29 protein-coding genes, 1 tRNA gene and 2 pseudogenes are annotated in these 25,644 nt (G+C 62.2%); 9 read left to right on the top strand and 23 right to left on the bottom strand.

What is annotated here, in order from left to right; genetic code table 11:
• From MLB1_RS23815 to aceE, 9 genes and pseudogenes are all read right to left on the bottom strand, one after another.
• Positions 1 to 154, bottom strand: a pseudogene (locus MLB1_RS23815) (acyl-CoA carboxylase subunit beta); the annotation flags it as partial.
• 19 nt (positions 155 to 173) lie between these two features.
• A complete protein-coding gene (gene kasA, locus MLB1_RS23810; protein WP_180752341.1) occupies positions 174 to 1,427 on the bottom strand; it encodes a 3-oxoacyl-ACP synthase KasA in 1,254 nt (417 codons plus the stop codon).
• Between the two features lie 5 nt (positions 1,428 to 1,432).
• Entirely contained in the window at positions 1,433 to 1,732 is a 300-nt protein-coding gene (gene acpM / locus MLB1_RS23805) for a meromycolate extension acyl carrier protein AcpM (protein ID WP_030095371.1), read from the bottom strand.
• A 125-nt stretch (positions 1,733 to 1,857) separates the two neighbouring features.
• The gene (locus tag MLB1_RS23800) at positions 1,858 to 2,766 is read right to left on the bottom strand and encodes an ACP S-malonyltransferase (protein ID WP_180752340.1); all 909 of its coding nucleotides are present in this window, start codon (positions 2,764 to 2,766) and stop codon (positions 1,858 to 1,860) included.
• Between the two features lie 159 nt (positions 2,767 to 2,925).
• Positions 2,926 to 4,206 carry a helix-turn-helix domain-containing protein gene (locus MLB1_RS23795; RefSeq protein ID WP_180752339.1) on the bottom strand — a complete coding sequence of 427 codons (1,281 nt, stop codon included), beginning with the start codon at positions 4,204 to 4,206 and terminating at the stop codon, positions 2,926 to 2,928.
• Positions 4,207 to 4,263: 57 nt separating this feature from the next.
• Positions 4,264 to 4,893 (bottom strand): TetR/AcrR family transcriptional regulator, encoded by a 630-nt coding sequence (locus tag MLB1_RS23790; RefSeq protein WP_180752338.1) that lies wholly within the window; start codon positions 4,891 to 4,893, stop codon positions 4,264 to 4,266.
• Complete coding sequence (locus MLB1_RS23785; protein WP_180752337.1) at positions 4,883 to 5,365, bottom strand: DoxX family membrane protein; 483 nt, start codon at positions 5,363 to 5,365, stop codon at positions 4,883 to 4,885. The genes MLB1_RS23790 and MLB1_RS23785 overlap by 11 nt, the downstream gene beginning before the upstream one ends.
• The gene (locus tag MLB1_RS23780) at positions 5,362 to 5,814 is read right to left on the bottom strand and encodes a DM13 domain-containing protein (protein ID WP_180752336.1); all 453 of its coding nucleotides are present in this window, start codon (positions 5,812 to 5,814) and stop codon (positions 5,362 to 5,364) included. The genes MLB1_RS23785 and MLB1_RS23780 overlap by 4 nt, the downstream gene beginning before the upstream one ends.
• A gap of 146 nt (positions 5,815 to 5,960) precedes the next feature.
• A complete protein-coding gene (aceE, locus tag MLB1_RS23775; protein ID WP_180752335.1) occupies positions 5,961 to 8,750 on the bottom strand; it encodes a pyruvate dehydrogenase (acetyl-transferring), homodimeric type in 2,790 nt (929 codons plus the stop codon).
• Between the two features lie 140 nt (positions 8,751 to 8,890).
• Between aceE and MLB1_RS23770 the strand changes: the two genes are divergently transcribed.
• From MLB1_RS23770 to MLB1_RS23750, 5 genes are all read left to right on the top strand, one after another.
• On the top strand, positions 8,891 to 9,448 hold the full coding sequence (locus MLB1_RS23770; RefSeq protein ID WP_180752334.1) for a hypothetical protein: 558 nt from the start codon (positions 8,891 to 8,893) through the stop codon (positions 9,446 to 9,448).
• A gap of 90 nt (positions 9,449 to 9,538) precedes the next feature.
• On the top strand, positions 9,539 to 9,964 hold the full coding sequence (locus tag MLB1_RS23765; protein ID WP_180752333.1) for a DUF3052 domain-containing protein: 426 nt from the start codon (positions 9,539 to 9,541) through the stop codon (positions 9,962 to 9,964).
• On the top strand, positions 9,964 to 10,425 hold the full coding sequence (locus MLB1_RS23760; RefSeq protein ID WP_180752332.1) for a peroxiredoxin: 462 nt from the start codon (positions 9,964 to 9,966) through the stop codon (positions 10,423 to 10,425). The genes MLB1_RS23765 and MLB1_RS23760 overlap by 1 nt, the downstream gene beginning before the upstream one ends.
• Positions 10,426 to 10,456: 31 nt before the next feature.
• Positions 10,457 to 10,531, top strand: a tRNA-Val gene (locus MLB1_RS23755).
• A 943-nt stretch (positions 10,532 to 11,474) separates the two neighbouring features.
• Positions 11,475 to 11,735: a helix-turn-helix domain-containing protein gene (locus MLB1_RS23750; protein ID WP_134147331.1), complete on the top strand. Its 261-nt coding sequence runs from the start codon at positions 11,475 to 11,477 to the stop codon at positions 11,733 to 11,735.
• 926 nt (positions 11,736 to 12,661) lie between these two features.
• Here MLB1_RS23750 and MLB1_RS23745 read toward each other — a convergent pair.
• Together MLB1_RS23745 and MLB1_RS23740 are read right to left on the bottom strand one after the other, a co-directional pair.
• Entirely contained in the window at positions 12,662 to 12,802 is a 141-nt protein-coding gene (locus MLB1_RS23745; protein WP_180752331.1) for a hypothetical protein, read from the bottom strand.
• 396 nt (positions 12,803 to 13,198) lie between these two features.
• Complete coding sequence (locus MLB1_RS23740) at positions 13,199 to 13,771, bottom strand: hypothetical protein (protein WP_180752330.1); 573 nt, start codon at positions 13,769 to 13,771, stop codon at positions 13,199 to 13,201.
• A gap of 192 nt (positions 13,772 to 13,963) precedes the next feature.
• On the opposite strand from MLB1_RS23740, the gene MLB1_RS23735 reads away from it, so the two are divergent.
• Positions 13,964 to 14,410: a hypothetical protein gene (locus tag MLB1_RS23735; RefSeq protein WP_134147333.1), complete on the top strand. Its 447-nt coding sequence runs from the start codon at positions 13,964 to 13,966 to the stop codon at positions 14,408 to 14,410.
• Between the two features lie 186 nt (positions 14,411 to 14,596).
• Here the strand turns inward: MLB1_RS23735 and MLB1_RS23730 are convergent, their stop codons facing one another.
• The gene (locus MLB1_RS23730) at positions 14,597 to 15,250 is read right to left on the bottom strand and encodes a TetR/AcrR family transcriptional regulator (protein WP_180752329.1); all 654 of its coding nucleotides are present in this window, start codon (positions 15,248 to 15,250) and stop codon (positions 14,597 to 14,599) included.
• Between the two features lie 60 nt (positions 15,251 to 15,310).
• Between MLB1_RS23730 and MLB1_RS23725 the strand changes: the two genes are divergently transcribed.
• The gene (locus MLB1_RS23725) at positions 15,311 to 15,700 is read left to right on the top strand and encodes a hypothetical protein (RefSeq protein ID WP_180752328.1); all 390 of its coding nucleotides are present in this window, start codon (positions 15,311 to 15,313) and stop codon (positions 15,698 to 15,700) included.
• Between the two features lie 592 nt (positions 15,701 to 16,292).
• On the opposite strand, the gene MLB1_RS23720 is transcribed toward MLB1_RS23725, so the two are convergent.
• Positions 16,293 to 16,640: a hypothetical protein gene (locus MLB1_RS23720; RefSeq protein ID WP_180752327.1), complete on the bottom strand. Its 348-nt coding sequence runs from the start codon at positions 16,638 to 16,640 to the stop codon at positions 16,293 to 16,295.
• A 389-nt stretch (positions 16,641 to 17,029) separates the two neighbouring features.
• On the opposite strand from MLB1_RS23720, the gene MLB1_RS23715 reads away from it, so the two are divergent.
• Entirely contained in the window at positions 17,030 to 17,572 is a 543-nt protein-coding gene (locus MLB1_RS23715; RefSeq protein ID WP_180752326.1) for a hypothetical protein, read from the top strand.
• Between the two features lie 31 nt (positions 17,573 to 17,603).
• On the opposite strand, the gene MLB1_RS23710 is transcribed toward MLB1_RS23715, so the two are convergent.
• The 5 genes from MLB1_RS23710 to MLB1_RS23690 all read right to left on the bottom strand — a co-directional run bounded on the left by MLB1_RS23710 (position 17,604) and on the right by MLB1_RS23690 (position 19,692).
• Positions 17,604 to 17,930: a hypothetical protein gene (locus MLB1_RS23710; RefSeq protein WP_180752325.1), complete on the bottom strand. Its 327-nt coding sequence runs from the start codon at positions 17,928 to 17,930 to the stop codon at positions 17,604 to 17,606.
• 209 nt (positions 17,931 to 18,139) lie between these two features.
• Positions 18,140 to 18,400: an excalibur calcium-binding domain-containing protein gene (locus tag MLB1_RS23705; RefSeq protein ID WP_255486153.1), complete on the bottom strand. Its 261-nt coding sequence runs from the start codon at positions 18,398 to 18,400 to the stop codon at positions 18,140 to 18,142.
• A 61-nt stretch (positions 18,401 to 18,461) separates the two neighbouring features.
• The gene (locus MLB1_RS23700) at positions 18,462 to 18,752 is read right to left on the bottom strand and encodes a hypothetical protein (protein ID WP_180752323.1); all 291 of its coding nucleotides are present in this window, start codon (positions 18,750 to 18,752) and stop codon (positions 18,462 to 18,464) included.
• Complete coding sequence (locus MLB1_RS23695) at positions 18,749 to 19,150, bottom strand: hypothetical protein (RefSeq protein WP_180752322.1); 402 nt, start codon at positions 19,148 to 19,150, stop codon at positions 18,749 to 18,751. The genes MLB1_RS23700 and MLB1_RS23695 overlap by 4 nt, the downstream gene beginning before the upstream one ends.
• Positions 19,151 to 19,233: 83 nt before the next feature.
• On the bottom strand, positions 19,234 to 19,692 hold the full coding sequence (locus MLB1_RS23690) for a hypothetical protein (RefSeq protein WP_180752321.1): 459 nt from the start codon (positions 19,690 to 19,692) through the stop codon (positions 19,234 to 19,236).
• Between the two features lie 341 nt (positions 19,693 to 20,033).
• Here MLB1_RS23690 and MLB1_RS23685 point away from each other — a divergent pair, with 341 nt between their 5' ends.
• Positions 20,034 to 20,180 carry a hypothetical protein gene (locus MLB1_RS23685; protein WP_180752320.1) on the top strand — a complete coding sequence of 49 codons (147 nt, stop codon included), beginning with the start codon at positions 20,034 to 20,036 and terminating at the stop codon, positions 20,178 to 20,180.
• A 33-nt stretch (positions 20,181 to 20,213) separates the two neighbouring features.
• Here MLB1_RS23685 and MLB1_RS23680 read toward each other — a convergent pair whose 3' ends face one another.
• The 5 genes and pseudogenes from MLB1_RS23680 to fadA6 all read right to left on the bottom strand — a co-directional run.
• Entirely contained in the window at positions 20,214 to 22,460 is a 2,247-nt protein-coding gene (locus tag MLB1_RS23680; RefSeq protein WP_180752319.1) for a hypothetical protein, read from the bottom strand.
• 350 nt (positions 22,461 to 22,810) lie between these two features.
• Entirely contained in the window at positions 22,811 to 23,185 is a 375-nt protein-coding gene (locus MLB1_RS23675; protein WP_180752318.1) for a hypothetical protein, read from the bottom strand.
• Positions 23,186 to 23,240: 55 nt separating this feature from the next.
• The gene (locus MLB1_RS23670; RefSeq protein ID WP_180752317.1) at positions 23,241 to 23,408 is read right to left on the bottom strand and encodes a hypothetical protein; all 168 of its coding nucleotides are present in this window, start codon (positions 23,406 to 23,408) and stop codon (positions 23,241 to 23,243) included.
• 209 nt (positions 23,409 to 23,617) lie between these two features.
• Entirely contained in the window at positions 23,618 to 24,232 is a 615-nt protein-coding gene (locus MLB1_RS23665) for a hypothetical protein (protein WP_255486152.1), read from the bottom strand.
• Positions 24,233 to 24,979: 747 nt separating this feature from the next.
• Positions 24,980 to 25,644: pseudogene (fadA6, locus tag MLB1_RS23660) on the bottom strand (steroid 3-ketoacyl-CoA thiolase FadA6); the annotation flags it as partial.

The following is a 25,644-nucleotide window of genomic DNA, read 5'->3' as shown; positions in this document are numbered from 1 at the left end:
CTCCGTTGACGGTGCCCGCAGCAGCCAACACACCTGAGCGGTCACGCTCGTGGAGCAGCTCGAGGCTGCCGTCATCAAAAAAGGTGCTCAGCCGCAACAGCGGATCACGCGGATCAAGCGATTCATCGATCGCCTCGGGAGCCATGATCGTCATCTTCGCACCTCTCTGGTTCTTAGTACTTGCCAAAGGCAAGCGCGACGTTGTGCCCACCGAATCCGAACGAGTTATTGATGGCGTATTTAAAGTCCCCGTAACGGGGCTCTCCCGCAACGACATCCAGGTCGATTTCGGGATCAAGGTTGTCAAGATTGAGCGTCGGCGGGATAACGCCGTCGCGCAGGGTCAGCACCGTCAGTACCGATTCGAGCGCGCCGACGGCACCGATCGAGTGGCCGAGAGCCGACTTGGGGGCGTAGACCGCGGCATGTTGCACGCCGGCGACGTGAATCGCGTTGGCCTCGGCGAGATCCCCGATCGGGGTGGCGGTGCCGTGGGCGTTGATGTGGTCAATGTCCTTGGGGGACAGGCCGGCTGTCTGAATCGCGCGCTTCATTGCTGCGCCAGCACGCTCACCGTCGGGGCCCGGGGCCACCATGTGATACGCGTCAGAGGTGATACCGGCGCCCATCACGCGGGCGATGATCTGAGCGCCACGAGCCTTGGCATGCTCCTCGGTCTCGATGACCATGAGCGCGCCGGCCTCGCCGAACACAAATCCGTCGCGGTCCCTGTCGAACGGACGAGAAGCCTTCTCCGGCTCATCATTTCGCGTCGACATGGCACGCATCATGGAGAACGCAGCGATCGGCAGGGCTTCGATCATGCCCTCGACGCCACCGCAGACGACCATATCGGCATCGCCCATCACGATCTGGCGCCACGCGTGAGCGATGGCCTCCGAACCGGAGGAACACGCCGACACCGGCGTGATGACACCGGCGCGGGCGCCGATCTCCAGGCCGACCACTGCGGCCGCGCCGTTGGGCATACACATCTGCACGGCCAGCGGCGAAACCTTGCGGATGCCATGCTCGTTCATCGTGTCGTAGGTCTCGACGATGCGCTCGCCGCCACCCAGGCCGGTGCCGATAACGACCGCGAGGCGGTCCTTGTCGATGTCATCGGGGGTGCCGGCGTTCTGCCACACCTGACGGCCTACGAGCAGCGCCATGCGCTGCACGTAGGCCATCCGGCGAAGCTCCAACCGGGTCATGTGGGTATCGATGGGCTCCTTGAGGTGCCCGCCGATCCACACCGGCAGCCCGAACTTCTCGACGAATTCGTCCTCGAGAACCTCGATGCCGCTTTCCCCGGCGATGAGTCCCTTCCACGTGCCCTCGATGTCAGGCGCGATAGAGGTCGTTGCGGCGAGAGCCGTCACAACGACATTGGGGAAGCCACCGTTAGCAGTGGAAGGGGTTGTCACTGGTCCTAGCCCTCCAGCTGCGCGCGGATGTTGGCTGCGGCCTCGGGGTTCTCCTGCTCGAGCTTCTCGATGTAGTTGACGACATCGCCAACGGTCCGCAGACCGGCCAGATCCTCATCGGGGATCTTCACGCCGTACTTGTCCTCGGTCTGAACGGCGATCTCAACCATCGACAGCGAGTCGATGTCCAGGTCGTCGACGAAGGACTTCTCGAGGGTGACCTCGGAAGGCTCGATACCGGTGACCTCTTCGATGATCTCGGCGAGACCGGCGACGATGCGATCTTTTTCTTCTGCGGTGGCCACTCGGTGGCTCCCTTCGGTGTTGTGGACTGCGGGCGCAGTCCTGGGGTGAACTCTTGTTATCGGAACTGGCTGACGGGCGACGCTGCCCGATCAGCCGGGGTACTACTTTTTGGTGGTTTGGCCGCTTACAGCTCGGCCAGGGCGTCTAAGTCGTCGAGGGTTTTGAGGGCGCGGTTCGTAACGCCGCGCATCTCACGCTTGGCGATGCCGGCCAGTGCACCCGACGGCGGCAGCTCCACGACTGCGTTGACGTCTGCGGTCTTGAAGTACTCGGTGCACAGGTCCCAGCGGACCGGCGAGGTGAGCTGGTTGACCAGCTTGTCCATGGCGTCGGCGCCGGAGGAGACGGGGCTGCCATCGAAGTTGGACAGCAGGGTGGTGACCGGTTCGGCCGGAGTGATCGCGGATGCGGCGGCGGCGTAGGCCTCCTGCGCGGGAGACATGAAGTGGGTGTGGAAGGCGCCTGCGGTGGCGAGTTGGCGGACGCGGGCCTTGGCCGGGGGGTCCTCGGCCAGCTTCTCCAGGGCGGTGATGCGGCCGGCCGCGACGATCTGGCCGACGGCGTTGCGGTTGGCGGGGACGAGCTCGAGGGCCTCGAGGCGCTCCAGCACCTCGGCCTCGTCGCCACCGAGCACGGCGGACATGCCGGTCGGGTCCAGGGCGCAGGCCTTGGCCATCTCGGCGCCGCGAGTGGCGGCCAGGGTGATGGCGTCGTCGGCGGAGATGACCCCGGCAATGGCATAGGCGGCGATCTCGCCGACGGAGTGACCCGCGACCACTGTGGTCTTGGTGTTGAGGTGGCCGCGCTTGGTCAGCTCGTCATAGGCCAGCAGGGTGAGGGCGACAACCAGCGGCTGGGTGATGGCGGTGTCGGTGATTTCCTCGGCGGTGGCGGTGGTGCCGAGACGCACCAGATCCAGTCGGCTGGCCTTCGACCACTGCTCAACCTGGTCGAGTACCCCGGGCAGTTCGAGCCATGGAGTCAGCATGCCGGGGGTCTGGGATCCCTGTCCGGGAGCGAGCAGTGCAATCACGTGTCTAAGAGAACACTGTGAAGGGGTGTTTGCGCCGTGTAAGAGAAAATGAATCTTGTCTTAAGTATTTGTGGAGTGTTCACAAAAAGTCATCCGTTGCGACCCGATCTACACCGTCTCGCAATGTGGGACCTCGCAGGTGACCGGCCAGTAACCTTCCTAAGCCTTGATTACGTTAATTGTGACTGGTGCGATGCCTGGTTCAGAAGTGAAAGCATCGGCGTGATCCCGAGCCAGTCTGCCGACGGTTGCTGCGATTCGCAGCACATAGGCATCACGCGGGGACGTTGGGTCCCTTCCGGTGAAATCGGTGATTCGCTTAAGTCGATAGCGCACAGTATTTGGGTGAACAAAGAGTGTGCGCGCGCACGCCTCGATGGCACCGCCGGAATCTAAGTACGCATCGAGGGTTTCGGTGAGCGCGGGGCCGGCATCGGCGAGCGGACGCATCACTTCGGTGTTGAGCGACGCGATGGCGGCCTTATCGCCCAAGAGCGCGCGCTCGGGCAGCAGCTCGCGCGAGGACACCGGGCGGGGCGCGCCGCGCCACCCGGACACCGCGTCCATGGCCGAAAGTGCCTCCACGGCGCTCGTGTGCGAGGCGCTGAGTGTTCCCGCGGTGGGCCCGACCACCACCGGGCCGTCGGAGAAGACGTTGATCAGGTCGGCCAGGAACTTGTCGTGGGTGGTGATCGACCCCGACACGATGGTCAGCAGCCGGGTGCCCTGGATCACGGCGAGCGCTCCGCGCCCATGCCGCTGGGCCACCTCGTGCACCAATGTTGTGGCATTGGCGATGGTCTCCGGTTTGGGGGTGCCGACGACGACCGTCGCCGGTGCGGTGGTGTCCCAGTTCAGGGCGGCTGCTCGCGACAGCATGTCCGGCCCGGTGTCACCGCGTACCACCGCATCGACCACGGTCGCCTCCAGGCGCGAGTCCCACGCCCCGCGGGCCTCGGCGGCTTCCGCATAGGCGCTGGCCGCCCCGAACGCCAGATCGCGGCTGTAACGCAGGATGCCCTCGGTGAGCGTCACCAGCTGCTCGTCATTGCGGGCGAGCAGGGGCAGCACCTCTTCGAAAAACTCCATGGCGGTACGCACCATGTCGACGGAATGGCGTAGCGCAATGCGTTTGGCCAGGTCCTGTGGCACCACCTCGAAGGCCTGCATGGTGAAGCCGACGGTGCCCTCGGGGTCGCGTATCCACTCGACGAAGTTGTTGACCGCCGTCTGAACCACCAGGGCGACGCTGGCACGCTGTGACGCTTCCAAGTCGATGAAGAACGGCAACCGGTCTTCCATGATGTGTACGGCCTCGGTGGACAGCCGGCCGGAGTACTGCTTGATCCGATGCAGGAGCGCCTCGGGTACTTCGGCCCGCTCGCGGGGCTTGCGCGTGGCGCGAAACCCGCGCGAAGCGGTGGCCGGATTGTCGGTCATCCCTAAAAGGTACCCCGGATACCTAGTAGGAAACCGCCAAATGTCTGCACTTTTGGGTCAGTGGCGCAGTTTGCGCCGAATGCCTTCGATGACCAGATCGAGGCTGTCGCGCAGGACGGTGATGTCCATGGTCGCCCGCCCCATCAGCATGCCGCCCTGCAGGGTGGCAAGGATCGTCGCGGCCAGCCGCTGGGGATCTTCGTTGTGGTCAAGGTCGCCGCGATCCTGCATCCGGGTCAAGCCGTCGGCAAGCAATGACTGCCATTGGTGGAACCCGGCGGCGAGTGCGGGTTGATACGCCGGATCGTTCTTGAGCTCGGCGGCCATGCTGCCCAACGGGCATCCGAATGGGCCACCGGGCACTTCGTGCATGGCCAAGATCGCCTGGGCCCACTGCTCAACACCCTCCATCGAGTCGATCTGGGCGAGTGTCGGCTGTGCCTCCAGGACGAGCTCGGTCTGACGTTCCAGGACCGCCCTCACCAAGTCGGACCTGTCCTTGAAATAGTGGTACAGCTGCGACTTGCCGGTATTGGAGGCGGCCAGGACGTCGTCGAGACTGGTTGCCGTGACACCCTTTTGGTACATCATCTGCGCGGCCGCATCGACGATGGCCGCCCGGGTGCGGCGGCCGTGCGCGGTCGCGGGCAGCTTGGCGGCGCTATGTGGTGACGACTTACCTACCATCTCGAACAACATTAGCTGTGACTTTGGCTCGTCTTAGTCGCAGTATTGAGTAGTGGCCGCTCGGCGTCGGAAACGCGATGATCAGCGCCGACAGCGCCGCCATCACCGGATACTGGCTGATCAGTTGGTCCGAAGTCCAGTAGGTCAAGAGCGTCAACAGCGAAACCATGGCCGCGGGTTGGGGAATTAGCCCCAGGATCAGGATTGCCCCGAGTGCCACCTCCAGCAGGGGGATGGTGACACCGAAAAGGCCCGGCCACGCTCGGAGCACGCTGTCGGAGAAGGCGGTGAAGTACTCCGGCACCCGGGTGTTGGACTGCGCGCTGTGGGCGATGAGCAGAATGTCCGCGCGGCCGAAGTGTGCGCTGTATTTGAAGATTCCCTCGTGCAACCACAACGCGCCCAGTGCCACCCTTGCCACGCCGAGGGCGATCGGCGCGGCAAGGGCGATCCATCGTGCGGAGGTTCTCACATCAAGGCTGCCGCGCCGAAGGCCTCTTTGGCCTTATCGCAGTTGATCAGAACGGTGTCGTACATCGCGGTGTCCGCGCCACCCACGTCGAACGTCTGGGACGCCATGTCGGAGGCGACCGTGCCGAGCTCCTTGCCCGCGCTCACTGAGCTCTGGTCTGAGCCCTTGGTCAGGTAGATGTGCAGGTCGGGTCCCTTGTCGGAGGAGAATCCGGTCAGGCTGACCCGCCCGTTGGCGATCGTGACAGTTCCCGCGACGTGCTTTCCGTCGATTCCGCTGAACGCGCCCGTACGCGTGGCGCCGGCCATGGCCTGCGATGTCATGGGCATTGACGACATCGCCTGCGGTGGCTGGGTGCTTGGTTGAGCGTCACGAGATGGCGCGTTACACGCGGCAACGGCCAAGCCGATGCCCAGAAGTGCTGTGCCAGTGAGAATTCTGAACCGCATGGTGGATTCCTTTCCGAGGGTTTGAGCGAGCGATCTCGACTGTACCGATCGGTACAATTGATGTCGACAAGAAAACGCGAGCAGACACGTATTGCACTCGCGACCTGCGATTTATGTGCAATACGTGTCTGCTCGCGCCAGAAGGGTTATGCGCTGCCTGTGTCCTTGAAGGACACGTCGGCCGCCGCCACATCGTCGATCCGGTATTGGGCGGCCGCCTGAACAACCACGTCGCGGTCGACGGAGCCCTCATCGGCCAGTGCCTCCAGCACCGCGACGACAACCGACTCGGCATCGGTGTTGAAGTACCGACGTGCGGCGGGCCGGGTGTCGGAAATACCGAACCCGTCGGTGCCGAGCGTCCGGTACGTCCCGGGCACCCAGGGCCGGATCTGCTCGGGTACCGCATGCATCCAGTCCGAGACCGCCACCTTCGGCCCTGGCGCGCCGTCCAGTGCCTTCGTCACGTACGGAACACCCTTGCGGCGGTCCGGGTGGCGCAGCGCCTGATGCTCGATGGCCAGGCCGTCGCGATTGAGCTCACCCCAGGACGTCACCGACCACACATCGGCCGCCACATCCCATTGCTCGGTCAGCAGGTCGGCCGCCCGCAGCGCCTCGGGCAATGAGACCCCCGAGGCCAGGATCTGCGCCTGATGCTTGCGCGCCTCGGGCGCCGCGCGGAACTTGTGGATACCGCGCAGGATGCCCTCGGCGTCGACGTTCTCCGGCTCGGCCGGCTGCACGTACGGCTCGTTGTACAGCGTGATGTAGAAGTAGACGTTCTCGCTGTTCTCGCCGTACATCCGCTGCAGGCCGTGCTCGACGATATGCGCAATCTCGTACGCGAACGCCGGGTCATAGGCAACCACAGCGGGATTGGTGCTCGCCAGCAGCAGTGAGTGCCCGTCGGCGTGCTGCAGGCCCTCGCCGGTCAGCGTGGTGCGGCCCGCGGTGGCGCCCAGGACGAACCCGCGCGCCATCTGATCGGCGGCAGCCCACAGGCCGTCACCGGTGCGCTGGAAGCCGAACATCGAATAGAAGATGTACAGCGGGATCATCGGCTCGTCGTGGGTTGAGTACGACGTGCCCACCGCGGTGAACGTCGCGGTGGATCCGGCCTCGTTGATGCCCTCGTGCAGGATCTGGCCCTGCGCGCTTTCTTTGTACGCCAACATCAATTCGGCATCCACCGAGGTGTACAGCTGGCCGTTGCGGTTGTAGATCTTCAGCGACGGGAACCACGAGTCCATACCGAAGGTGCGGGCCTCGTCGGGGATGATCGGAACGATGCGGTTCCCAATGTTCTTGTCCCGTAACAGTTCCTTGAAGGTCCGCACCAATGCCATGGTGGTGGCGACTTCCTGCTTGCCCGAACCCTTCTTCACCGAGGCGTAGGCCTCGGAGCTCGGCAGGGTGAGCGGCCGCGACTTGGTACGGCGCTGCGGCAGGAATCCACCGAGGGCACGGCGCCGGTCCAGCATGTACCGGATCTCTCGTGCCTCGGGCCCGGGGTGGTAGTAGGGCGGCAGGTACGGGTTCTCTTCGAGCTGGGCGTCGGAGATCGGAATCCGCTCGCGATCGCGGAAGTCCTTGAGGTCGTCCAGCGTCAGCTTCTTCATCTGGTGGGTGGCGTTGCGGCCCTCGAAGTGCTTGCCCAGGGTGTAGCCCTTGATGGTCTTGGCCAGGATGACCGTCGGCTGGCCCTTGTGCTCGGTGGCCGCGCGATAGGCGGCGTACACCTTGCGATAGTCGTGGCCGCCGCGCTTGAGGTTCCACACCTGGTCGTCGGTAAGGTTTTTCACCAGTTCCTTGGTGCGCGGATCGCGCCCGAAGAAATGCTCCCGAACGTAGGCGCCGTCGTTGGCCTTGTAGGTCTGGTAGTCGCCGTCGGGGGTGGTGTTCATCAGATTCACCAACGCGCCGTCGCGGTCGGCGTGCAGCAGGGTGTCCCATTCGCGGCCCCACACCACCTTGATGACGTTCCAGCCGGCGCCACGGAAGAACGACTCCAGCTCCTGGATTATCTTGCCGTTACCGCGTACCGGACCGTCGAGACGCTGCAGGTTGCAGTTGATGACGAAGGTCAGATTGTCGAGGCCCTCCAGCGCGGCGATATGCGCCTGGCCCCGCGACTCGGGCTCGTCCATCTCGCCATCGCCGAGGAAGGCCCACACCCGCTGATCAGAGGTGTCCTTGATGCCACGGTCGCGCAGATAGTGGTTGAACCGCGCCTGCATAATCGCGTTCATCGGACCCAAACCCATGGAAACGGTTGGGAATTGCCAGAAATCGGGCATAAGCCGCGGGTGCGGGTAGGAGGGCAGGCCGCCGCCGGGGTGACTCTTTTCCTGACGGAACCCGTCGAGCTGATCGGTCGTCAGCCGGCCTTCGAGGAAGGCGCGGGCGTAGATGCCGGGGGAGGCGTGGCCCTGGATGAACACCTGGTCGCCGCCGCCCGGGTGGGCGGTGCCGCGGAAGAAGTGGTTGAACCCGACCTCGTAGAGGGCCGCCGAGGAGGCGTACGTCGAAATGTGGCCGCCCACACCGACCCCTGGTCGCTGTGCACGGTGCACCATGATCGCGGCGTTCCAGCGGATCCAGGCGCGGAAACGGCGTTCGGTGTCCTCATCGCCGGGAAACCACGGTTCGTTCTCGGTGGCGATGGTGTTCACGTAGTCGGTGGACGTCAGCGCGGGGATGGCCACGCGGCCGGCGTTGGCGCGTTCCAGCAGGCGCAGCATCAGATATCTCGCCCGCGCCGGACCCGACCGGGCCAGCAGCCCGTCGAAGGATTCGAGCCACTCAGTGGTCTCGTCGGGGTCGATGTCCGGGAGGTAGGACGCGACGCCTTCGCGGATCACCCGAACGCGTTCGGATTGATTTGCGACGCTTGAATTTCCGGCCAGGTCCTGGCGAGAGAACTCCGTGGTCAACTTTTCTGCTCCTTAGGGGTGGGGGTGCAGATCTCAGTCACAATCAGATCGGTATCCCCATCGTGCCGCAAGCCCCTTGCTACTAGCGAGTCTGTTCCAGTCACAGGGTCCTGAGCTGCCCTAGCGGGTACCGTCATGACATGCGTATGGCGGCGCTGTTGATCGCGCTCGCGGCCATCTGTGCAGCGGTCGTGGCGGGCTGCACCGTGACCACAGGCGGGCAGGCGTCGGCGCCCAGCGATTCGGTGTCGGAGTACCGCACGTACGTCTCGCAGTCCCTGGAGACGTCGCGGACGCAGGAGTCCAAGCGGCAGGAGACGTCGCGTCAGCAGGCCATGGCCGATGCGTGTGAGACATTCGCGATGACCTCGGATGCGGCCGTCACCGCGGGTAATGACCTGATCTCGGTCATGAACAACGAGGGCGGGTACGGCTCGGCAGCGGAGGCCAAGGTGGGGCCGGTTATCAACGCGCTGAACACGAGCGCCAGCCAAATCGACTCCATCAAGGCGAACGCCCAGACCGACGACCTGCGCGATGCGTTGGGTCAGTACGTCGAGCAGTCCCGAAAACTGGCTGGCGCGTTCGATAATCGGCTGAGCGAAAGCACTCTCAACTCTGTGGTTCGCACTTTCAACGACGCGAGAGAGCGTGCCGGGAAGATCTGCGAACCGCTCTTACAGACAAAAGGCCGATAGCGGATGACGGGGATTGCCATCGGCATGCGACGATGTGACCATTCATCCCATGTGCAAGCACGCACTTGTTGACTAAGGAGGGGCCGAACGGTGGTCGCGGCGGCTGACGCCTCGAATAATGCCCGGAAGCTGGGCATCCAGCGCAACCAGCTGGTGCAGGAGCTGGGCTGGGATGAGGACACGGACGACAATATCCGGGCCGACATCGAGGACGCATGCGGTTCGGAGCTCCTCGTCGAGGACTCCGACGATGTGGTCGATGTTGTCCTGTTGTGGTGGCGCGATGACGACGGCGACCTGGTCGACGCGTTGATGGACGCCATCACTCCTTTGGCTGAGGACGGCGTGATCTGGGTGTTGACGCCCAAGACCGGCATGCCCGGCCATGTGCAGCCCTCAGAGATCGCCGAATCGGCGCCGACGGCGGGGCTGGTGCAGACATCCTCGGTCAACCTGGGGGATTGGAGCGCGACGCGTCTGGTGCAGCCGAAGTCATCACGCGGCGGGCGGCGCTAATGCTGCCGGTTGGCACCGAAGCACCTGATTTCACCTTGCGTAACCAGAACAACCAGCTCGTTAGCCTGAGCGATTTTCGCGGCAAGAAGGCCGCGCTGCTGGTGTTCTTTCCGCTGGCGTTCACCGGGGTCTGTCAGGGCGAGCTGGACCATGTGCGCGACCACATCGGAGACTTCGAGAACGACGATGTGCAGATCATCGGGCTGTCGGTGAGTGCCGGGCCGATCCACAAGATCTGGTCGAGCTACAGCGGGTTCACCTTCCCGATCCTGGCCGACTTCTGGCCGCACGGTGCCGTTGCCGAGGCGTACGGGGTACTCAACGAGAAGGCCGGGTATCCGAACCGCGGGACATTCGTGGTGGACTCCGCCGGAATCATCCGTTTCGCCGAGATGCTGGACCCCGGGCAGGCCCGTGACCAGTCAGGTTGGGTGGAAGCGCTAGCCGCGCTAGATTCGTGAGCTGATTCCCACGTCGGTGACGACGTGGACCGGGCGTGTAGCTCAGTGGTAGAGCTCTGGTTTTACACACCAGCGGTCGGGGGTTCGAAACCCTCCGCGCCCACCAAAAAGTGCAGGTAGAAGGGTTTTTCTCTCTTCGTGGACGTCTGCGTTGACTCACCGTTGACCCATTTTTGTACGTCCATGGTCTCTATGGCGTCTGTGGAGTCCGTGTGGTCACTCTGGTATCAGGGACTGTCGGGCAGGGTGAGATTCGGTCCTCACGGTCCGGAGTGGGACCTTCCTGTGTGTTGGATTTGCTGTTCTTGCTTCTGGAGCAAACTATTTGATCTGCTGTCCGGTTCTGGTGGCAGGTGTTCATTGCCTGCCTGCGACCGTGTGCGCCAAGCGCTTCGGGCGGATCAGCGTGGATATGACGGTTCCGAGTAAGCGAGCCAGGTGGCAGGCTTGGCGCCAGAACGGTGGTCCGCCGAGATTAGGCCTCCTAACTCGTGTGACTTGGGATGTCATCCTTGAGTTGGGTCATGAGCCACTGCTGGCGCGCATCACCGTCGGAGATCGAATTCATGACCACTTGACCCCCAGTCAAGTGCTTGATATCCCACTTGGGTCGCGGAGCCCTTGTAGCTCGATCGGCTAGAAGCGCCTGCTCATCCCTATTGCCTGGCAAATATCCTTAGTGCGGAGAACTGCACTGCGTGGCGGAGCGCCGCGCGGTGCAACTGCTGCTCGCAGACCTCCGCACACCTGGGATCAGGTGGGTTTGGCTGTTTTTATGGGTCATTGCTACGGGTCGTGGTGCTCGCCTGTGGAGCGCTTCGTAGATTTTCTTATTGTGGCTCTGTGATTGATGTTTTCGTATGGTGGCCGTACTTGTGGACGTAGATCTGTCAATATTTGCGGATACTGGCAGGTGCGGGTGTCATTCGCTTCGGCGGGGCGATCTAGCTGAAGTGATGCGCCGCGGACAGCTCGCTTGGGTTACGCCGAATTTCGGCGTGTCGTGACTGTGGGCTCGGCTCCAGGAAACCAACTGGCACGCTGGATGCATGAATGAAACGAACTCTGTGCCCGATTTGGCAGCCGCGCTTGCGATGTTTGTCACCGCGATCGCCAAGGAGCAGAAGGTGCCCAATCCTGGACCAGAGAATCTACTCACAGTGAACGAGGCAGCGGCTTCGCTGCGCTGCTCTCGTGCGTTCCTGTATGCGCGGATCCAAAGTGGGGACCTTTCCGCGGTCAAGCTAGGGCGTCGCCGACTCATCTCGACAGAGGCGCTTCGGGAGTTCGTGGCACGTAGCGCTGCCTGATCTGCTACCTGCCGTTTCGCTGTCTCACGGTCGCTGGTATTCGGCCAGCCGGCCCATCCGCGCGGCGTGCCAACATTGAGTCGGCAACGCTAGAAGCAGGCAGGTCCGTCGCCGTAGCGTGGGCAGAGACTACAGAGGGACGCTTCTGGCCTCGTTGCCAGCAGTTCACTCCGACGTGCCCCGTGCGTGTGGCTGATGTGTCTCGGTGGAGTGGGGAGTCGGGGGAGGTTGTCGACACGGAGCGTTTCGAGGCGCACGCGTGGAACTTGATCTCGCAGCTACCCAGGTCTGTTCTTTGCGCGGTGATTCGCAACCCGGAGAATCTGTCTGCGTCTGCGTCACTTCGTGTGGTGCGCAACAGTGTTGCGCATGACGACGATGTCTCGGAGTTGATTCCGGAGTTTCTTCTTGCGCAGGGTCGGGGTTTCGGAGTTCCAGGGCTATTGCGAGTCTCTGAGTCAACGTAACTTTGAAAGGTCCGTTGTGGTGCAAGCGGATTGGGGGGCGGCTCTTTCGGCGTCGTATCTGATTGGCAGTGTGTCGCGTGGTAACGGTGGCGTTGTGAAGTTCTGGCTGGCGGGGCCGCCGGTATCACCTGAGTCGACTTGCAACGTCTAGCTGTTTGGTCGCCGGTGGCGTGAGTTTGCGGCACACGCGATCACGAGTGCGGTAGCGGGACCGACAACGCCCCTACTGGGTAGTCTCCGCGTACCTCGATAGAGGAAGCAGATTCGGCTACCTTTCCACAGGTCGCGACCACAATACTCGCAAAGATCTTGATTTGTTTCCTGTAACAGCTTTTATCCCAGTTCATCGTGCTCTACCATGTTCCCCATGGCCTCAGGCGACTCCAGTGATGGCAACCACTACACGACGTACTGGTGCCAAAGACTGCAACTTAGGGTTGGAACCCAGGCTGAACTTCGTCAGACGCCGTCGATGCTTCGCAGGTCATTGGCTGTGGTTGCTGCAGGGGCTGTGGTCGTCGGTGCGGCGGTCGTGGTGAATGACACCACCACGCCGGGTAGCGGTTTTTCCACCATGGCGACGGTGGGAGCGGATCCCACCGGCCCAACAGGAGGACCGGGCGGCGGCGGTGGGATGGACGGAAGCCAGTTTCAGCCACCGTCTATGCCTCAGCAGATGCCGGATTATCAGGGAGGCAACAACTTACCGCCGTTAGATCAGAACAGCGGGATCTCCATCTACAACAGCGGGGTACAGGGCGCCTCGCAGCAGGGCGGGCAGGCTAACGGCCCGCAGCAAGGGCTCCAGCCGGGGCAGAACTCGGATGGCTCGTGGAACTCTGCACGCAACGGCGAGCAGAACCCGCCGAACTACAGCACTGCGCCGGGGATGACTGGCGCACAGTCGATCCCGAACACGGCGCCGCAGCAGCCTCAGCAGAATCCGCCCTCGCAGGCGAGCCAAGCCCCAACTCAGACGCAGCAACCCACACAGACTCAACAGTCAACGCCCACACAGACGCCCACCACCACCACCATGCCGACGACAACCACGCCAACCACGACAACAACAACGCCGACAACAACGACGCCGACAACAACGACGCCGACTACTACGGCCACCACCACAACTACACCGACAACCACAACGACAACCACAACCACAACTACGACCACACCGCCGACAACCACAACGACAACCACAACCACAACTACGACCACACCGCCGACAACCACAACGACAACCACAACGACGACGCCGACGACCACTACAACGACGCCGCAAAGAAATTCGGATTCGGAAAGATCTGCAGACGTCGCGAACAAGTACCGCGGACGCACTGCAGAGGATCTGATAAACAGCGGCTTGATGCCTAAGACGCCATTGGATCTGTCCTGCGCGAACTTCGTGACGACGGTGCTCAACGAGAACGGAATGACAAATATCGGGAACGGTGAACTGGCTAAAGTCAACGTGGACGCACTAGCTTCAACGCTGCAGAGCCAGGGTTGGACTAAGACCAGCCTTGCCAACGCAAAACCTGGTGATGTGTGGATAAATCCCGGCACGCATACGGAGATGGTATTTAGCAATGGCGATAAGGTGACGCTAATTGGATCTAATAATGATCTGCCGAACGGAAATCAGATAGTAGGCACCGATGGGGGTTCGGCGTACATTCCTGGAAGTTTCATCCTCACACCACCCGCGTAGAAGGCCGGTAGACTTCAAAGATGCTCAGGCTAGGAGAAAGAACTCACATGCGATTTTCGTCATTCTCGCGCTGTGTATTTATTGCTGCATTCTCGCTCGTGCTCGGTCTGGCTACCGCAGCGTGCTCGCCCGCTGATCCAAACCCAGCCGCCGACCGCGACAGTGTCGTGGCCACCGTGCTGCCTAAGCTCGAATCGGAGCTTGGCAAGCCTGTAAAGCTCGACGTGAAAACACTAAACATCGCTGATGGCTGGGCGATGATCGATGGCAAAATATTGGACATGAACGGCCAACTCGTGGACTACGCGGGGACGAAGTACGCCCGAGAAATCGCCGGCCCAAAATCCAAGAGATATGACGGGCTCCTTAAGGAAACCGACGGTAAATGGTCAATTGTGGAAAGTGCCATCGGTCCGACAGACGTGCGCTGGGCGGGCTGGAAGGTCAAATATCCTGAAGCCCCAGCTAATATTTTCGACCTGCCGATGGAATAGGTGCCGAACGGGCCAAACAGATTACGATGCTCAGCGCCGCCCACTCCGTGTCGAGGTCGGACCGGATGAGACCGCGCTGTGCCGGCCCGACGGCACCGAGACAACCGAATACGATGTCCGCGTACGGATCTGGCGCAAGCAGTTCGTCGGGCACTACGACGCCGAGCATTGACTGGCCGAACTCGATTACTGACCGTTGTCGCGTGTGTCCCTCGCTTCCTTTGTATCGGCGGCGGCGATCACGCCGCGGAGTGTGCGTACACATTGATCGCGTAATTCTTCTCGTGTAATCGAGGGGTCGTCCAGCCAGTCCAGGCAGACGGCGATGAGGAATGCGATCCACCCCTGAACCGCTAGCCGAAGCGGGGCTGGGGCGGCCTGGTCCGGAGATAAGACCGAGAGTATTCGATCGCGTTGAGTGGTCTGGTTTCTCGTCATGATCGCCCGCACTGCGCCCTCGGCACCTAAGGCGCCTAGATATAGCGCGCGGTAGCCGCGCCGATGAGTGTCTACGTACTCAAGGTAGCCGTCGAGGCTGGCCAGGAACCGTTGCGTTGCAGGCAGTTCCGGGTGCGGTCGGGTGGCTTCTAGGAGTTTGTTCGCTTCGTTTGCGACTACGGCCAAGAAGAACTCTCGCTTGTTGCCGAAGTAGTGGTACAGCAAGCCATTCGAAATCCGCGCAGCCTCTGCGACCTGCTCGATGCCCAGGCCCTCGTATGGGCGGGTGCCCAGCAGATCCGCGCCGATCTCCAGAAGTTCGAGGCGGCGCGCTTGGACCGATAGGCGTCGGCGGGTTGGCTTAGCCGATTCCGTCGGTGCGTGGTCTCTGGCGATTGACATCTGCTCCTTAACGCTAATAGGCTGCTTATTATAGAACCTTTCAATAGTGGGAGCAAGCGCATGAAACGACTATCAGTGCAGGTAGCGGCAGGGCTATGGCTGGCGGGCACGTCGACCGCGCTGGTTACGCAGGGTTTGTTTAGTCGACGGTTCGCCCGCGACACCGCCTGGGGCTACAACGGTGGCTGGCAACGCGAGATCGCAGTGTGGAATCTAGGAACCATCGTCGCGGGAGCGGTGCTGGTACCTATGGGGCCCGAGCCTGCGCGCGCGCAACTTCGCGGATTGATGGTTCTGTCCACGCTGTTCGGCATCAACCATCTAGTGGCCGCCGCGCAGTCGCCGCAAAGCTGGAGTAACTGGATCGGTGCTGGCATGAACGCGGTCGGTCTGGCGATTGGTCTTCCTGCGCTGAAGACGCCGGATTCCCCACGTCCGATAGATCTTTGAGGGACACCGATGAAGTTGAGGTGATGCTCACGTGGTCGCAGGCAAGGCTGTAACACCCAGCGAGCACAGCGCCGATAAGTACTGCCCCGCGCGCCGCGGCCGTGCCCAGGGTCCGGATGCACCAACCTGATCGGCTTCACCCGCGCATCACCCGTCGGAGATCGAATTCATGACCACTTGACCCCCAGTTAAGTGCTCGATATCTCACTTGGGACGCGGCGCTCTTGTAGCTCGATCGGCTTCACTGAACTTGTCAACCCCAGCTTGACGGCGAGTTTTACCGCGAGGACTCTGAATCCCACCAGGCGAGCACTCTCGTCCCAATCAGGGTCAACCACTTTGATGGTTCACCCACGGATGCATCCGTCTCGAACCAACCCGCCCAGGCTGGCGCCCAGTCTGAAGCCAGGTGCCGTCGGGTTGCTGTGCAGCACGGATCATTTCGATGGCCTCGCTCATGCGCGGGTCGGCTTTTACGCCGTCGAATAGCGTGGCCTCACGGAAGTAATCCGCGGCATTGAGAGCACTGTAAGTCCAGCGGAAGGCGTATCGATCCGCCAACCGCATCTGCCGAGGGGCCTGGGCGTTGTGGTCAGGCGTCGCAGTCGCTGTACAAGTTGGCCAAGGAGCTGATCGTTTCACTCCAGACGTGGCAGGCGCCATCGCAGTTCTCGATCAGCACCTGCAGGTCGTCGAACTGACGGGCGCCGAAGTAGTCGGCCGCCCGGTTGATCGTGTCTGCAGTGTTCTGCGCTTCTGCTTTGATCTCCGGATCGGTCGTCTCTCGTGCGGCTTGCTCGACGATTGCGGCCCGGTTGCGGAAACGTTTGACCACAGCAGCGGTGTCCTTGCCGCCGTGATCATTCGCTGTAGCTTGGTCCATTCGCTCTTTGGCGGCGACTACCGCATCGCAGCGGCCAGGATCTGCTGACGCAGACACCGACCCCACCTGCAGCAGTACTCCGATAACAGCAGCCACTACGACCATACGTATGCCACTCACATTGCCCCCAGTTTGACTCGCCAACAAGATTGCTGGAGGAACTGTATCGGCAACACCTGGAGTTTGTCCAGCAACTACAGCTGGCAGAGAAAAAGCCGTGAGACACCGGCTATTGGGGCGAAGGCGAATCGTCCAGCAAGATAAGGCCGCCGAGAGTCGCCGTTGACCGTCCAAGCTTGCTACAGCCGAACTCGGACAGCTCGGTGCGAACGCCGGAAAGCGGTGCTCCGGAAGGCCGCAACGCGCGGAGTGGGCCCTTTCGGGCACACGGACGTGCCGGGCTCAGAACCGCCGGATCAGGTAGCCTCGCCCCACATGGTGGCGAAGTGACAACCGAGCGAAATGGCACCGTGGACAGCGCTGAGGTCGTCTATGAACCCGGCGTGGATGTCAAATGGGTGCTCGACATGAGCAGTTTTGCAGACTCCGACACGGCAACTGCTGCAACCGAATCGGCGCGGAGCGTTCTACGGACGATGCTGGAAGTCGAGCAGGCCATAAACGTGTGTCTGGACGAGCGCGGCGGCGCTGTCGCTCGCGTGGTGCATACCTTTGGTGTTCGCGATATCTATCTTCGGGACGGCTCCAGAATCGAGTATCGATGGGAGCTTTTTGTCTCCGACTGGCGATGTCTCGGTTGCGGTCTCGACATGTCTACCGTCTACGAGTACTACATGCTCAAGAACAACGTATGGGCACAGGCGAATCCCGATATCGATGGGCACCTTTGTATCGCTTGTGTGGAAGAGCGCCTCGGCAGAACTCTCACCGCCGCCGACTTCACTGATTCACCGATCAACACCAGCACAGGGAAGCGGAGCACCCAGCGATTGACTGACCGTCTCAGTGCCGGCGTCAGCCAGGGCTGACCATCTCGTCACGTGCGCGTCGCCGGCGTGGTTACGCGTCGTCCCCGTACTGCCGCTTAACCGCTTGGACCTCGCTAGCCGAGAGGATCCCGGTGAACGGGGTGCACGAGCGCAGCGTGACGCCGTGATCGGAGGGATCGAGCATCGCATCGATGAGTGACGGGATGTCCTGCTTGAGTAACCGGTCCCATTCGCGGGTGTACTTCTCGCTGTGGGCATTCTCGGTCTTGAGATCTCGCTCGACGTTGCGCCGGGCGATCTCCAACACGCGCTCCGGGTCGCCCAGCAGCTTGGAGACGATCACCGCGTGCAGCGCCAGTGACTGCTCGTGGCCATCGCGACGACGTCCAGACGTCACGGGCGTTGGGTGCCATGGCGCGCCGATATGCGCGGGACATACTCGGCGTTCAGTACAAGCGTCATGTCGCCCATCATCCGCCTGTGGGGCTCCGTTGACACCGCGACGGGGCGGCGTGGTCGAGTGTGGCGTGTAGACCGGCGATCGTGGGTCTGCGACTTCGCGCGGTGCCTGCGCGAAGTCCAGGGGTCTGCGGAACCTCTGGCCGATTAGCCCTCGCAGGCGACCCCGTCGTTGTCCCGGTCCAGCTTTGGCCGGTACCCGGGGTCGCCCTTTTTGATGTTATAGGCGCCGTCGGCGTGTGCTTCCTTGCCGCTGCCATATGGCGGATCGACCTGTGCAGGTGTGGCAGCTCTAGCGCTGAAAGGTACTGATGCGGAGAAGAGCCCGGTGTGCGCCGCTGCTGGCCCACTTCTGGATTCCGGCCAGGCAGGCTCATCGACGTCGGTCAGCTCGTCAACCGTCCGCAACCGCTTACTCCCGTCAATCGTTACTAGTGGCGTCCTGTCCTGGAGCGTTTCGCGCGGTTGCCTACTGCGCCAAAGTGATCTGGCGGGGCTCAACATCTGGGCCACCGGCGCGGATGAGTGCTCTTGTGGGGCTGGGTGAGAATCGACGGGCGATAGGTTCGATCGCTTTCCAGATTTCGTCGCAGCTGGGTCCATGCAGGTAGATGGTGGCGGTGCCGTTGCCGCTTTCATTACCGTCTACTTCGCCCAGAAGGCGAGGGGATATGGCTTCTGTCAATTGATCTTCTGCTTCAAAGATGAACTCCAGTGGCGGTTCGATGTCCCATTCGATGATCACCGCTTGCTCGGTCACTTTGCCTGGCCGCTGCCATCTGGGAGCAGGATGTTGATTTCGTTGGGTCCGCTTATGTCGTCGATTGTCGTGCGGGTGAAGATCCGTAGTCGCTGCACACCGGCCTGGCTCAGTGGTACGCAGTGCATGTCCTCGGGATCATCAAGAACGCCGCCAATGGCCAGTATTGGTTGAGTCAGAGTCAGGGTGCCGTCATATATTCGGTCACCCAGATCCGCTTCATTTTCCCCGCACAGGACTTGGATTTTGACATCCGCCTCAACATAGTCGGCGTCGTCGGCGGTCATCGTATAGATGAACAGTACGTGTTCGCCGCCGTCGATGGGCGTCACATCCGAGCTGGCGGTGGCCGGACTCTCAAGCGTCCCGTAGTCCTCGACCTTGATCTGGTGCCCCATAGGGTAGATCTGGGTATCAAGCAAAACTGTGTTCTGTATCAACGTATTTCACCGATTCCGCTAGAACACTCTCGGGTCTGGTGTCAGTTCAGGTCGTAGCGAATCAGGATGTTGACTTCGCTGGGTCCACTGACTGGGCGCTCGCCATGGTCTGGGTATGTGACTGACTTGATGGCGTTGTCGGTGAAGATCTGTAGGCGAATCGGTCCGTTTCGTTCTAGCGGAATGTGATTCAGCTCGTCCTCGTCGTGAAGGATCTCGCCCACCCCCAAAAAAGACTGGGTGAAGGTTAGGGTCTGATCGAAGATCATTCCACCGAGACCGTCTGTGTCGGTTCCTTTATAGACGCGAGCGATCACGTCACGTTCGATCATTTCGGCTTCGTCAGCGGACATCGTGTATACAGAGACGCTGCTATCTGACGCATCGAACGCCGCGCCTTCTGTCACGCCCTCCGAGATGTCCGATGTGCCAGGGTCTTCTATCTTGATCTGACTGCCGTCCGGATAGATCTCACCTTCGAAGAGAAGCTCATTTGCCATGATCTAGTGGCGTCCTGTCCTGGAGCGTTTGACGCGGTTGCCCTTGCCATTGCCCTTCGTCACGGTGGCTAGCTACTGCCATCTGGGAGCAGGATGTTGATTTCGTTTGGTCCGCTTACGCCGTGAAGGGTCGTGCGGGCGAAGATTTGAAGAGGCAGTAGACCAGGGTTCGCCAGTGGTGTCTGGTAAAGGTCCTCTGGTGCAGCCATTATTTCGCCTATAGCGAGTACCGGTTTGGTCAACGCTATGGTTCCGTTGAAGATGCGCTCGCCAAGATCGTGATCGCTTTCGCCTTCGTATACGCGGACTTTCACGAGTGCGTCTAGCTCGATTGAATCGTCGTGGGTCATCGTATATACGAACAGGATGTGATCCCCGGCTTCGACTGGGGTGACGTCGGATCCGGCTATGGACACTTCCTCGCGAGTTCCGAGGTCAGAAATGACGATCTGGTGGTAGTCCGGGTAGACGTCTACTTCGCCGAGTAGTCGGTTCTGGCTGATCTTTCAACTCCCTTGCATCTAGTGGCGACCGGTTCGGCTGCGCTTGGCGCGGTTGCCCTTGCCGTTGCCGCTGTTCTTCTTGCTGCCGTTGCTCTTGGAGTGTGAGCCGCTGTCGTGCGAGCTGCCGTTCCCATTATGGGTACTGGCGGTGCTCTGAGCAGGCCGTGCTGCCTCTCTGGCGTGATCACGGGTCTGGTTGGTGACCGATGTGTTGCGCACGGCTTGGTTATCGCGCTGCTGGGCTTCCGATTCAGGGCGCGCTTGCAGGGTCTGTGGTTCGTTGTTGTGCTGCGACTGCTGTTGGGCAACGCTGTTGACCATCCGAGCGCCAGTCAGCGCCTTGGAACGCTGTGCTTGGGATGCCTGCTCGGCGCGGGCGGCCTGGACCTGACGCAGATCAGCCGGGGAGGACGGGCGCTCCGGCGGCCGCGAGGGCGCTTGCGGTGCTGGAGGATTGCGCACACAGCGCTGGCAGTTCAGCTGCCCCTGTTCGTTGCGATATGCGAACTGGAAATTATCGCCCGGCTGGATGTCGTGCCGTTGGTAGAGCGCTCGCAGGAGTTGACCCTCTTTGTCGCTTTCCTTCTTCGGGAGGGGTCGAACGCTAGCCATTCCATCGCGAGCTTCCGCTGAGGACGCCGGGGGTGATTCGTCGTTGGCCATGTTGTCACCGGCACGGGGCTTACCCCGTAGGTTGCCGCGTCGGTTGATGTTGGTCTGTTCGATCGTTTCCTTGTTCATCACATCCGGGGCGGTCTCAACCTTGTGCTCGTAATGCCCCGGCATCTCAGTCTTGTTGTATACGGCGGTCGGGTTCTCGGTGACGTGCCCGCAGTCCATGTGTGTGCACGCCGGATGGGTTTCCGGGACGTACTTGCCCGGTGGCGCGTTGGGGGCTTTCGGAACCTGAGGAACCTTGCCCGCTGCGGCGACTTCTTGAGACAGTTTCGTTGCGTCGGTGGCGGTTTCGGGGGTGACGCGGGTAATGGTGGCTGCTTCGGAGGCAACGTTGTCGGCGCCTGTTTTCAGGCCTTGTTCCACAGCGTTCTCGGTAGTTTTCGCGAGAGCCTGCTTGCCGAGGCCCTGTGGGGTGACCGCCGCGACGATCGACAGCCCGGCCGAGAAGTTTTGCAGGCCCTTGTTGTTGGGGTCAGCCGCAGCGATGGCCTCGACACTGATGGAGGCATTGTTGACCGCGAGCGCCGCCTCGGTGAGCAAGCTTGCGCCGGGCGCAGAGCCGACGCCGGTGGCCATCAGCGCGGCGCCGCCTATGAGCATCGCCGATTGGGTGGGGTGCTCTTGAACGGTTTGGGATACCGCTTGGGCCTGCAGTGCATTGCCGTCGGCCTGGGCGCTCATGGCGTTGCCGACGAATTCCCCGGCCTTCTTGAAGCTGGTGCCGATCGCGCTGCCCGCGCTTCCTAGGGCATCTCCGACATCGGACCAGCCGAACTGGGCGAGCCCGTCACCGACTGCCAGCGGTGGGTCGACATAGACCGGCCACGTGGTGGATTCGGTGGGTGAGATGACTTCGGAGACTTGATACAGCTGCGGGGCGAGCTGTTTGGCCACATACGCCGAATAGACAATCCGGCCGGTGGCGTCGCGGGCCTCGGCTGGGGACATCACCCCGAGGGTTTCGGCTTGCGGGGTTGCCTTGTTGAGGGTGAGGTGGCCGCTGGAGTGCATGAGCATCACCGTGTCGGCAGGTGTGCTCACGAAGGTGGTCACCGATCGGGCGCCGGAGGGCTCGTTGATTCGGGCGACGGTGCGATAGCCGTTGCGGGTGTTTTCGGCCAGTAGGTCAAACCCGGCACCGGCATCGGGGTACACCATCTGTCCAGCCGAGGTGAGCTGGCCGCCGCCGAGGTTTGCGGGCAGCACCATTTCGATGGCACCGGCCGGGCTCGGGGACGCCAGACCGGCGGCGGGGTTGACCGGCAGGCCTGCGGCGCGTTGCTTGCTGGTTAAGGAGGTGTCCAGGCCTGCTGCCGAATCGGCGAAGGCTGCGGTGGCGCCCTGTCCGAACTGTTCGGCGGCCGAGGCCACCGGGTCCATGGCCCTGGTGGGCTGCACACCGGTGAGCGGGATCGCGACGGCGGCGAGGACCGCTAGCGCCTTCTTCGCCGAGGGCAACCTTTTGGCCGGGGTCTCTAGGAAACCTTTGTCGAGGGTCTCGTGTCGGCGTGCGGGCCATATCCGGTGGCATTCCCGCGTGGAGAGAAGCTTGCCTCTGCCGGTGCGGGAAGTCTTGTTCTCGGACATAGCAAAGCAATGTACCCGCCGTCGATGACATATAAAAGACGAAGTAGAGCGCGATTAATGAGGATCTTGCTGTGGGCAGATAGGAAATTGGCGCCGCAGTGGCAGCGAGCTGCAGAAACTTCGCTCCAGTGATGTCCATCGCAGAGCGCTGAATGGGTCATGGTTCATTGCCAGGGAACTCTACGGTTGCCTAGTCGCAAACACCTAGCCATGCCGCGCGGTGCGCTGGACTGCGCGGAGATACTGGAAGAGCCACGAAGGGGCGAAGGTGCCCCCGCGCTCGAACCATCGGGGGGTGAGGTGAGCGCGGGGGCGATCGGAACTGTAACAGTGGATCGGCAAATAGTTCGCTAGAGGCGGCCTTCGGGTAGTGGTGGCATGTCGACGCTGCCGCCTCTGGTGATCCATGTGCGTAGCGCGCGCAGGTGTGCCAGGGCGATGCTGAGCAGTTTAGTTTCGGTGTCGAGCTGTGTTTTCACTGCACCGACTTCGGCGACCAGGGCGGTGACCCGGCCGTCCACTAGCTCGATGGCGGCGTTGTGGGCTTCGCGCTCGGCCACGGCCGCTTTGAATGTTTCGCGCTGCTCGGTGGCGAAAGCCTTCCAGTCGGCAACACCATTGGCTTCCTTGCCGTTTAGGCGGTCGACCCACGACTTAATGAGTGTGCCGATCACGCCGCCAGCCAGTAGCCCGACCGCGAGGTCAAGCCACTGATCAACGGCCACTGCTCGAGCTCGCTTGACCCACCGGTGCGGCGGTCCTGGTTAAGCTTGAGTCCAGCTAGGCCTGTCCCTCCGATGTTCCCGGTGTTGCGGTAAGCGACGGAATGAATCCGTGGGTGGGGGAGCCGGGCTGGTCCAGCGCGGCGATGATCCGGGCGTCAGGGATGCAGTAGGGGAGGGCGATGCTGAATCCGAGGACGCTACGGGCGTGGAACTCTGACCGCAAGCAGCAGCGGCAAGGAGCGCTGCGGCGGTGGTTGCCGCCACGGCGATCCGCAGGCTCACGAGCGATTCTCCATCGCGGCACGATACTCGCCGGATTCAAGGAACGGTGCGAAGGCACTGCACGCCGCAATCGGCTGTAGCGAGCTGACGCATCAGCCCAGGAGGGTTGGCCGGACGGATTGCCACCAACCGACTCTGGGACGTCGAGGACTAGGCGTTGCGGGCGTTGATGCGATCGACCTGCTTCTGGGCAAGCTCCTGCCACAGCGCAAGGTCAGCGGGCTCGTCCCCCGTGGGCTCCAATTCCAGGTAGCCGAGAATGCCGTTGGTGACGTACACAACTCCGGGAGTGGGCAGCTGTCCGTCCTTCTTGATGGTGAAGATCTGGGCGACCTGTGCTTCGACTCCACGCAGCCTCATAGGGCTGGGGCGGGCGCCATACTCACCGGGCCGAAGGCCTGTGTCCGGGCAGCTCGTCAGGATGGGGCCCAAACTTGCGATGGCGGCGCGGCCGACCTGTGGATCGTCGAGGCTAACCAGCACCGAATACGCGGTCGTACGCTGCGATCCATCGGCCGCGATCCGGCTGATATCGCCCCGGTAGGCCACGGCATCCACGGGCATCTTCGACACCGAATCGGCGATGGCGGCGCGGCAGGCAGGATTCAACTCGTACTTGCCCAGCCCGCCGCCCAACTTGCTACCCGTTTCGTACACGTCGACGCTGTGGCCCGGCAGCCCATTCAGGACCAGGCTCGCTGTTGCCGTCGCGGCACTGGCCGATGGCAAGTGCCCAATGGCCACTAACACCCCCGCTGCAGCCATGCTGATAGCTGCTTGCCCAAGATTCCGCATAAACCACTGCCCCTAGATCTGTTTCCTGCCGAAACCACTCGATGGTAACTGAGGGCCGGTCTCAGTAGACGTCAGCGGATATTTCTGGCTTGTTGAAGAATATTCGCCACGCGTTAGCTATCGAGATGCGCAAGTCCGGAGGCGGCACCGCCACATGCTGATCATCTCGGGATGACAAGAAGACAACCTGTTCCCCGGGCCCGCGGTTTCGGCCGCGGACCTGCTCGCCCCTTCCCGCGCAGCCTGCATATCTGGTTCGCAGAGCATTAGATGCGCTGTTGCACCTCAAACGGTGCGCAAGGTCAATGAGCACCGTTTGAGATCCTGTTAGCGCCATAGCACTTCGAGTGAAGTGCCGCCCCCCGTGTAGTGCTCAAATCAGATGCACGAGTGCAAAAAGAGGAGCTGCGGCACACATATTTTCAGGTGTTTTGACGTGACATCTGACCGTGTGTGCCGCAGCTATCAGCTAGTTTAACTTGCGCTAGCGGTTGGGAGGTAGGTCTCGACACGCGCAGAAGCCTGCCCGTGCCCACAGCCGGAAATTGGTTGCGGCTCAACTGTTGATCGAGGGCCTGCGGGGGATCCTGCGGTATCAGCTGGACCCAACGGAATCACCACATCCGGCGCTACGGCCCTGCATAGCGAAGCAAGAAGCGGTGGCACGGCAGGTGGGCCTGGTAGATCTCGACACTTGTTGGCCCGCGCGCCGTGAATTCAGAGGCGCTCGATGATGGTGACGTTGGCGGTACCGCCGCCCTCGCACATCGTCTGCAGGCCGTAGCGGCCCCCGGTGCGCTCCAGCTCGTTGAGCATGGTGGCGAAGAGCTTGGCGCCGGAGGCCCCCAGCGGGTGGCCAAGCGCAATCGCGCCGCCGTTCGGGTTGACCTTCTTCAGGTCGACATCAAATTCCTTGGCCCAGGCCAGCACGACGGGCGCGAAGGCCTCGTTGATCTCCACGACGTCGATATCGTCCATCGTCAGTCCGGTCTTCTCCAACGCGTACTTCGTCGCGGGGATGGGGCCGGTCAGCATGAACACCGGATCGTCGCCGCGGGCGCTGATGTGGTGGATTCGGGCACGTGGCTTCAGATTGTGCGCCTTGACTGCGCTTTCCGAGGCGACAAGTGTGGCGCTGCCGCCGTCGGAGATCTGGCTGGCCAGTGCCGCCGTGAGACGGCCGCCCTCGACGAGAGGCTTGAGCCCCGCCATCTTCTCCAGCGTGGTCTCGCGCGGGCCCTCGTCGACGCGGAAGTCGCCGACCGGAATGATCTCGTTGTCGAAGTGCCCGTTCCGAATTGCCGCAAGTGCGCGCTGGTGGCTGGACAGCGCGAACTGCTCCATGTCTTCGCGGCTGATATCCCATTTCTCGGCGATCATCT

This window comes from Mycobacteroides sp. LB1 (genome assembly GCF_013449725.1).
GTDB lineage: Bacteria > Actinomycetota > Actinomycetes > Mycobacteriales > Mycobacteriaceae > Mycobacterium.
This window is presented reverse-complemented; position numbering and strand designations above follow the sequence as displayed.